At 36.6% G+C, this 8,693-nt stretch carries 6 protein-coding genes and 1 pseudogene; all 7 read right to left on the bottom strand.

Annotation, left to right across the window (positions count from 1 at the left end; genetic code table 11):
• Positions 1–235 precede the first annotated feature (235 nt).
• The 7 genes and pseudogenes from ACEN3Z_RS11050 to ACEN3Z_RS11020 all read right to left on the bottom strand — a co-directional run bounded on the left by ACEN3Z_RS11050 (position 236) and on the right by ACEN3Z_RS11020 (position 8,241).
• Positions 236–1,276 (bottom strand): PTS sugar transporter subunit IIC, encoded by a 1,041-nt coding sequence (locus tag ACEN3Z_RS11050; protein WP_407090903.1) that lies wholly within the window; start codon positions 1,274–1,276, stop codon positions 236–238.
• Positions 1,277–1,388: 112 nt separating this feature from the next.
• Positions 1,389–2,327: a 2-dehydropantoate 2-reductase gene (locus ACEN3Z_RS11045; protein ID WP_407090902.1), complete on the bottom strand. Its 939-nt coding sequence runs from the start codon at positions 2,325–2,327 to the stop codon at positions 1,389–1,391.
• Positions 2,328–2,680: 353 nt separating this feature from the next.
• On the bottom strand, positions 2,681–4,090 hold the full coding sequence (locus ACEN3Z_RS11040; protein ID WP_407090901.1) for an MBL fold metallo-hydrolase: 1,410 nt from the start codon (positions 4,088–4,090) through the stop codon (positions 2,681–2,683).
• 32 nt (positions 4,091–4,122) lie between these two features.
• Complete coding sequence (locus ACEN3Z_RS11035; protein ID WP_407090900.1) at positions 4,123–5,454, bottom strand: ABC transporter substrate-binding protein; 1,332 nt, start codon at positions 5,452–5,454, stop codon at positions 4,123–4,125.
• Positions 5,455–5,465: 11 nt separating this feature from the next.
• Positions 5,466–6,287, bottom strand: a complete 822-nt coding sequence (locus ACEN3Z_RS11030) for a carbohydrate ABC transporter permease (protein WP_407090899.1) — start codon at positions 6,285–6,287, stop codon at positions 5,466–5,468.
• A 15-nt stretch (positions 6,288–6,302) separates the two neighbouring features.
• Positions 6,303–7,193, bottom strand: coding sequence for a carbohydrate ABC transporter permease (locus ACEN3Z_RS11025; protein ID WP_407090898.1), 891 nt, complete (start codon positions 7,191–7,193; stop codon positions 6,303–6,305).
• A 1-nt stretch (position 7,194) separates the two neighbouring features.
• Positions 7,195–8,241, bottom strand: a pseudogene (locus ACEN3Z_RS11020) (ABC transporter ATP-binding protein).
• Positions 8,242–8,693: the final 452 nt, after the last annotated feature.

The raw sequence follows: 8,693 nt of genomic DNA, 5'->3' as shown, positions 1-8,693 counted from the left end.
ATTGAATTTTACCTGGTTTTTGTGTAAGCTAATCATGAAGAGAACTCCTTTCTTATGGTTGGTTTAGACACCTTTACCATATCAGAATGGGGTTCTTTTTTCATCACTTAACAGGTAAAAATGAAAAAGTAAATTTAAGCTGCCGTTAGGCAGTTGGCACATGTTTCAACGAAAAGTATGAATTGTTCAGGATCTAAATATTTTTCTAAAATATTTTTAAAAATTGCTACCTAGGTTAATCTAAAAACTCAAAGACGTCTTTACGATCATATAGCTTAAATACCTTTTCAAATAAGAATTGTCCCAATAGACTTGCTACTGTAGGTACAACAAACCAGACGATTATAGCAAGGATAACATTTAATCCGGCATCGATCGAAGCTAAAGGACCTACTATACCAACTAGACCAAAACCTGCTGAAGCTGGAGTCCCTGATACTGAGAACAAGGCTACTGGTATCGCAGATATTATTGCGGTAAAGAAACATGGTAATAAAATGATTGGTTTTCTAAACAAGTTAGGCATCATCATTTTCATAGCACCTAAAGCGATTGCAATCGTTACACCAGATTTGTTGACTTTCCATGAGTTTACGACAAGTACCAAGGTCGTTGCTGCAACACCCATCGCGGCTGCACCAGCAGAAACTGCATTTAATTGAATTGCTACACCAATTGCCACCGTTGAAATTGGTGATATGATAAGAAATGCAAAAGAGCAACTAATCAAAATACTCATCAAAATAGGTTGCAATTCAGTAAAAGTATTAATAATAGAACCGATACCTGTTGTGATATAACTGACATATGGTAAAAGGAAAACACCAATAAGACCAGCGCCACAACCAACAACTATTGGAGTCAATACGATAGCAACTGATCCAAAACTGTCCTTAATCCAAAGAATCAGTAACACTGCTATAGACGCAGTCAACATCGTATTGATGATATCTCCTGTGCCTGCACCTACATATGCCCCAGCTTCAACATTGAACTTGATTACACCGCTACCGATAAAAGCAGCTGCTCCAGTGACCATCATTGTCATTGGTTTAAACCCGAATTGGTGAGCAATCAATGTTCCAATGATCAAAGGCGTTCCTAACTGAAAAATAACTGCTACTTGAGTCAAGGTAACTGCAAAAACATTATCTCCAAAGAATTTTAAAATACCTGATAAAACCGCATTTGATATTAGTCCTATGATAATTCCCAAAGCCGTCCCATTTAACACTTTATTCATAAACATTTTTGGTGATATTTTTTCGTCTGTCATATATTCGCCTGACTTTCTATTCTATATTTTATATCTTTTACTTCTTTTCATGATTCCAATGATAGTCCATATCATGTTTCAATTAAATAATTCAAGTCGTTAAATTAATACCTTATTTTGCTTTTAAAATCTCTTCTTTACAGTGAATCAACTCTGTTAAGAATTTACAATAAGGAGTACTGATACCATACTTTTCACCTTTTTTAGCAACAGCTCCATTAATGAAGTCTATTTCTGTTAAACGATGATTTTTGATTAGATCTTGATACATTGAAGGATAATGTAATCCAATGGTTTCAGGATCGTAGGTCTCTTCAATATGATGAATCACTTCATCTACATCTAATGAAACGTTTTCGTGTTTGGCAACAGCTGCAAATTCGGAAACAATGCTTGTCACTATCTCATGAGCATATTTGCAAGTACCGAAGCCTGTGATATTACAATCTAAGATCGTACATAAACCGTTTAACGTCCCATTAACACAAGCTTTACGATAGATAGAATACCGGATATTATCTGAATAGCTAGCATTTAACCCAGCCTCGGTCAACACATTAGCGATTTCTTCAGCTTTCGCACTTTGCCCCTCTCCAAGATTTTCGAGTTCAACTGATCCAGTTCCAAAGAGTTTAGCTTTACCAGGGCCTTCAAGCCCAGCTGTCCACATTGTGTTACCAATGAAAATATGGTCCAAGCCTACATATTTTTCAATGATCTCTTCATGCCCAATACCATTCAACAGACATAATACATCAGTTCGATCATGGATAATCGGTTTCAATGCTTGCATCATGTCGTCCAACTGCAGTGCTTTAGTAAATAAAATGATAAGGTCCGTTTTAAAGTCGGTTGGGATGTCACATTGCAAAACTGCCGGAATTTTTTCCACAATATCCTTCTCATTGAAATTTGCCTTAAGTCCATCGCGATTAATTGCCTCTACATGCTCTTTCCAACCATCAACCAAGAAAACTTCCTGTCCAGCCTTATGAAGCATTAATCCGAAACGACTACCCATAGCACCTGCACCAGCAATAGTAATTTTCATCATTTTCCTCCTTCTCGCAATAGGTAGAAACTTATAAAAACAAACCCATCTGAGTATTATTAGCCATCAGCTAGTAATAGGATATGAGGATGTTGATAAAACTTTCACCTTGTCGCTTCTGTTTTTGTATATTATATCACAATTAAATTATTTTGAAAGTAGTATTAAGACAAGTTTCAAATTATCAAATAGTATTTGGCCGTATTAAATCTTAATATAATAATCTGTCCCTCAACATAGAGTAAATAACCAGCAAAAAGCAAAGAGTGCCATCACAACCGTATTGTTTTGGCACTCTACGTTACATTTTTAATGGTGTAAATCCTTTAGTCTCACCTAAATTATTTTTGAAATCATATTTTAGAAGAATTATACCTTTTATTCTTTTGTGGTAAAGATATCTTTAAACCATTTTTTGCTAGAATATTCCCATAGTGTTTCGGTTTAAAAGTGTGCCATGGCACTGTCAACTTAGCTTGAATAGTAGTTGCTACTTTTAACAAATCTTCCTGACTAGCATGCCCACTTGCTCCAAATGATACAAACTTAAATTGATATCTTTCTAAAGTTTCCTTCATTTCCTTAAATCTTGGATCATAATCTCCTAATGGCTCACCATTTGAATGCAAATAACTACCACTAGGCAGTGTCATTAATCGATTGAGATGTTTAAAGCTATTCTGAAGGACATAATGAGATGGATTTTGCCGAATATCATCCAGTGTAACTATCTTGGCACTTGAATCATTCAACAACCTATTTTCCTGTGACAAATCTTTTTTTGAACGATTTTTTACCCCACTATACTCATCATCTGTGAAATTATCTTCAAATTCTTCTTTTAGCACATAAAGTAGTAGATTTGGATAAAATGCTCTGAGAATAGTCGCATAAGGTTTCTCTAATATAAGTGGTCGGTCGGCCTTATTTGCTAGCTCGACTAAATTTTTTAATCTTTCGACATTTCGAATATATGGATTCAGAACTAATAACTCTGTACTAGTCTTCAATAAATTTTCAAAATATCTCCTTAAATCGTGCTCTGTTACCAGAACGACTTCGTTTTTCTTTTCCGCTTTTTCCGTAACCGCTTCTTCAATTGTATCGTTTGAATCGTCAAAGCTAAAGCTTGTCCCTTCAATCAACAACATATCTGGTTGCCACTCTTTAGCCTTCTCCACCCATCTTTTAATGGTCTCTGGATGGTCACCATTTAGTCTTAAGTCTCCCGAATGAATCACTTTATAACCTGGTGTACCGATAAATAAAGCACTGATACCAACAACATCGTGATCACTCTCATAAGCTACTACTGAAATATCACCGACATTAACTGTTTTTTCATAAACGAATGGTCTAATTGAAGCCATTACGCTCTCGTCTTCACCAACTTTGATTAACTGTTCAAACAATTTTACCGAGTCCTCAGATAGATAGACATCCGTACCCTTTGGTAAAAACCGTAATAAAGCCATATGATCTAAATGCAGATGAGAAATGAAAATCGCAGTGTTTTTTGTACTCTTTGAAACATCAGATAATACAATATCTTTAAATTTACTTGTCTCGAATAGGTTTGGAATTGCTGGAATAAGGCCCGTTACTATACCTGCTTCTAGTGGCGTATAATCATTGTCAAGAGAGGCTGCCGATAAATCCCCGGCAGCCCCAAAATCACAAATGACTCTACTTGTTTCGGTCGCAACTTCTACAATATTTCCACCAATCGTATCAAGCCCATTCCAAAACCTGATTTTAGTCATTTTTACACCATGTTTCTAGTTATTATTGTTTTTTAGTTATTGTCTGTAATAATCGTTTTGGTTTGATCTTCTAGAGATTGTAGTGATTCTTTAACATCAGCTTTATTAGATAATACATTGTCGAGTGTTTCTAACAAGACATTTCTGAATTGTCCAAACCCAACAAATGATGTTTCAGATTGTCCATAGGCAAGTTCTTTGTTTGCTGCTTCGTATTCAGGATGTTCTGCAATGTAATCCTTGTAATCTTGTTCATCTTGAGCAGACTTTCTGATTGGAACATATCCTGTAGCCATAGCCCATTCTGCAGTATTTGCAGGTTCCAATAAGAACTTGATAAATGCCATACCACCGGCTTGTTGTTCTTCAGAAGCCGAAGAGAATATCCCCAGATCATTACCCGCAAAGAGCGTTAATTGTGAGTCATTATAGGTAGGAATTTCAGCAGTTCCCCATTCTATGCCACTTTCTTCAGCAGGTTCTGCAACATGAGATACTCCCGCACTAGATCCAATATAAAGGGCACTTTCATCACGATCAAACGGTCCTGAGAAGTGACCATCTTCTCCGGCAGTACGCGCATAACCTTTATCGATGAGATCCATCACAAATTGCAATGCTTCGACACTTTTATCGCCAGCAATATCAGTTTCTAAGGTTTCTGGTTCTATGAATTTAGCCCCAGCTTGCTTGGCAATCGTTTCATATTCCATTTCAAAAGAATTCTCAAATCCCATTGCAACTCTGTCATCACTGTTAGAAGTCATCTTTTCTCCTAATGCAACAACTTCATCCCACGTTTCAGGCACTTCGACATCATATTCATCTAGAACAGATTGGTTGTAATACATAATCCGAGTAGATTTTGAGAAAGGAAAAGCATAGGTTTTACCGTCATACTTTGAACTATCCAAAAAGCCTGGATAAATATCGTCCAATTCTTCTTGACTAAACCCTGTATCCCCAGTCATCAAATCGTCTAATGCAATTAACAAGCCGTTTTTAGTATAGTCTGGCGCATTTCCCGGTGTAATTTGTGCTAATGTTGGTAAATCGCCAGACGCCCCTGCGGCCATAATCGATTGCTGAAGTGTATCGTAATCTCCTTGATTTTGTTCTACAACTTTATAATCCTCTTGAGAATCATTGAATGCCGCCACTAATTTAGTAATTTCCTCTTGGTGGGGGCCATTCATAGCATGCCAAAAAGTTAATTCAACCGGTGCTTTATTATCGTCATTTGAACCAGAGTCCCCACCGTTAGATGAATTATTACCATTATTGCTACACGCTACTAATGTGAAGGCACTTGCTAATACAAGTGCGCCGCCTACGACCTTTTTGTATCCTGAAAGATTTGTCATTATTCCGCTCCTTATCCTTTAATGCCACTTTTGGAAATCCCAGCAATAATATACTTTTGTAAGAAAATGTAGATCACTACCATAGGAATGATCACTATTGTTGATGCTGCCATCAATAACTGAAATTTTGTTCCTGCTTCTGTCGTAAAAGCTTGTAATCCGACTGGAAGTGTCCGCATGCTTTGTTCGTTTGTCACAATAAGTGGCCAAACAAACGAGTTCCAACTTCCAATGATTTTTAGAACTGCAATCGCTACAATACTAGATTTACCTAAGGGTACCATCACCTCCCATAAGAACCTAAAATCACTCGCCCCATCCACTTTTGCAGCATAATAAATTTCGTTTGGAACGGATTGAAATGTTTGTCGAAGCATGAAAATCGAAAATACACTAGCGAGCCAAGGCACAATCAACGCAAAAAAAGTATTAATCCAACCAAAGCGTGATAGTGTCACAAAGTTTGGAATTAACAATAGTTCACCTGGAACCATCATTGTTCCCATTAAGATTGTAAATATCAGGTTTTTTCCATAGAATTGTAGTTTTGCAAATGCAAAGGCTGCAAATATGGTAGTAACTAACTCTCCGAGTGTTGAAAAAGTGGTAACAATAATACTATTGATCATGTATCTACCAAATGGAGCGGCATTCCACGCAGTCACATAGTTACTGAACTTCCAACTCTTTGGAATCCAGATTGGTGGCATCGCAGTAGCTTCTCCAGCCGTTTTTAAGGATGTAGAAACCATCCAAATAAACGGTAACAGCTTACTAATAGCTCCAATGCCCAACAAAACATAACAAATCGTGAGTTTTATTTTTTGAGTCATTTTAAAAAGGCCCCCTTAGTAATGGACGAATCGCCGATTATAGATCATTTGAATCAACGTGATGATCAAAATAATCACAAACAGAACGACTCCAGCGGCAGCTGCAATGCCATATTGATATTCTGTATAGAACTTTTCATATAAATAATACACAACAGTCAATGTGGATTTAGCTGGTCCAGGACGGCCTTGGAACATGGCATAAACTTCATCAAATACCTTAAAACTATTGATTGTCCCAACAACAGTGATCAAAAAAGTTGTTGGACTCAATAAGGGAATCGTGATATTTGTAAATCGTTGCCATTCTCTTGCACCATCGACTTCAGCAACTTGATAATAGGTTTTGTCAATATTGTTCAACCCAACTAAAAACAATATGATATTGAATCCCAAACTTTTCCAGATAGCCATAATCACTACCGCTAACATGGCGTATTTAGGATCTGTCAACCATGCAATTGGATCTATCCCCAAAAAACTAAGAAAGTAGTTCATTAACCCAAATCTAGTGTGGTAGATCCAGCTCCATACTAATGAAATAGCTACGGTACTCGTGACAAATGGCAAGAAGTAAACTGTTCTAAAAAAACTAGAAAGCCATTTAATTTGATTTAATAAAAGAGCAATCGCAAGTGATAATACGATTGAGACGGGAACTACTCCTATTACAAAAATGAATGTGTTCCGCACAGCTAAATAAAAATTAGGGTCATTGAATATTTTAACGAAGTTATCGAACCCATATGCATTCACGATATTTTGGAAAAAATTATAGTCCGTATAAAAACTCATAGCGAATGATTTATAAATTGGGTAAATATTAAAAATGACCAATATTACCAATGCCGGAAGTAAATAAAGATATGCTTTCAAGGAACTTTTTAAAGTGGGTTTTTGGATCATGTCACGCCTCCTTGATCGCGATTGACTGGCCTGCTTGGTCAAACAAATGAATATCTTCGCTATCAGCTACTACGCTGACTTTATTTCCTAATTCGTAATGGTTCAAAACGTCGCTGATTGTCACCTCTAAGTCACCATTGATTAGTTTCAAGGTACTCTTCTTACCAAATCTTTCCAGGTGTTTCACTGTTCCACTAAAGAGTGCTTGCTCTTCATTAGTAACTGCCCTTAAGTTTTCAGGTCTAACCCCTATACTGACTGCTTTAGCTAAGTCAGAAGGTGAAAAATTCAAACTTGAAGTATTAATGACATCATTAGTAGTAGGTAATATATTGATAACAGGATTTCCCAAAAATTGTGCTACAAACTGATTTTCAGGGAAATCATATAACGTTTGTGGTTCACTATTTTGCTGTATATGCCCATCATTAAGCACCATTACTTGGTCAGAAATACTCATGGCTTCTTCCTGATCATGAGTCACAAACACGGTAGTAATATTAGTTTCTTGTTGAATTCTTCGAATTTCTTCTCTCATCTCGATCCGTAATCTCGCATCAAGATTTGATAACGGTTCATCCATCAATAGAATCTGTGGTTTTTTAGCTAAAGCCCGTGCAATTGCTACCCGTTGTTGCTGACCACCTGATAATTGTTTCGGTTTTTTATGAATATGTTCTGAAATTTGCACGAGATCAGCCAATTCGGTAGCTCTTTTGAGACGATCTGTTTTTTTGACATGTGCAATCTTAAGCGGAAACATAATATTCTCTAAGACAGTTAAATGAGGATATAAGGCATAGTTTTGAAACACCATTCCCACTTTTCATTTAACAGCATCTAAAGCAGTAACATCCTTATCGTCAAAGTAAATATGACCACTATTCGGTTTGATCAACCCTGAAATTAGCATCAAGGTTGTCGACTTCCCGCAGCCACTAGGGCCAAGTATCGACATCAAGGAATGTTCGGAAATCGTGAAATTTAGCTCATGTAGTACTTCTTTATCACCATAGTCCATGGTGACATTTTCAAATCTAACTTGCACGCGATTCACCTCTTAAGATATTTTGTAAGAAAACAACGAATGCTGCATTGTTCATTGGTTAAAGTTTGGCACATTAAGCCTTAAAAAAGTATTCAAAATCCTTTTTGTTTGTAAATTTAATGTAAATTTTTTGGCGATAATATAGAGTTTTAGCCCTTTTTATGCTATGTTATAATGCTATATGTGTTTCCAATTGTAAGTCTCTCAATTCTGTTTTATTAGCGGTATTTTATCGCCTTTCTCTCTCTATGTTTTACCCTTATCATCGCTTACTAAATAGGATTAAGATCTTTTATTTCTTTGCTTCTTTATTAAATTAATGGCCAATCGAGTAGGAGACTAGCCATTATTTGACTAGTCGACCTCTCACACCACCGTGCGTACGGTTCCGTACACGGCGGTTCAATACCTTGCGTAAGCAGACTCTACCAATTCGCTTAGTGGAACTAAGC

The organism is Ruoffia sp. FAM 26254 (assembly GCF_045528545.1).
Lineage (GTDB): Bacteria > Bacillota > Bacilli > Lactobacillales > Aerococcaceae > Ruoffia > Ruoffia halotolerans.
The sequence above is the reverse complement of the archived record's forward strand: the minus strand, read 5'-3'. Positions and strand labels throughout refer to the sequence as shown.

Coding starts and splice junctions, on each gene's coding strand:
- ACEN3Z_RS11035 (WP_407090900.1), bottom strand. CDS start 5,454: ATGACAAATCTTTCAGGATACAAAAAGGTCGTAGGCGGCGCACTTGTA.
- ACEN3Z_RS11040 (WP_407090901.1), bottom strand. CDS start 4,090: ATGACTAAAATCAGGTTTTGGAATGGGCTTGATACGATTGGTGGAAAT.
- ACEN3Z_RS11025 (WP_407090898.1), bottom strand. CDS start 7,193: ATGATCCAAAAACCCACTTTAAAAAGTTCCTTGAAAGCATATCTTTAT.
- ACEN3Z_RS11045 (WP_407090902.1), bottom strand. CDS start 2,327: ATGAAAATTACTATTGCTGGTGCAGGTGCTATGGGTAGTCGTTTCGGA.
- ACEN3Z_RS11030 (WP_407090899.1), bottom strand. CDS start 6,287: ATGACTCAAAAAATAAAACTCACGATTTGTTATGTTTTGTTGGGCATT.
- ACEN3Z_RS11050 (WP_407090903.1), bottom strand. CDS start 1,276: ATGACAGACGAAAAAATATCACCAAAAATGTTTATGAATAAAGTGTTA.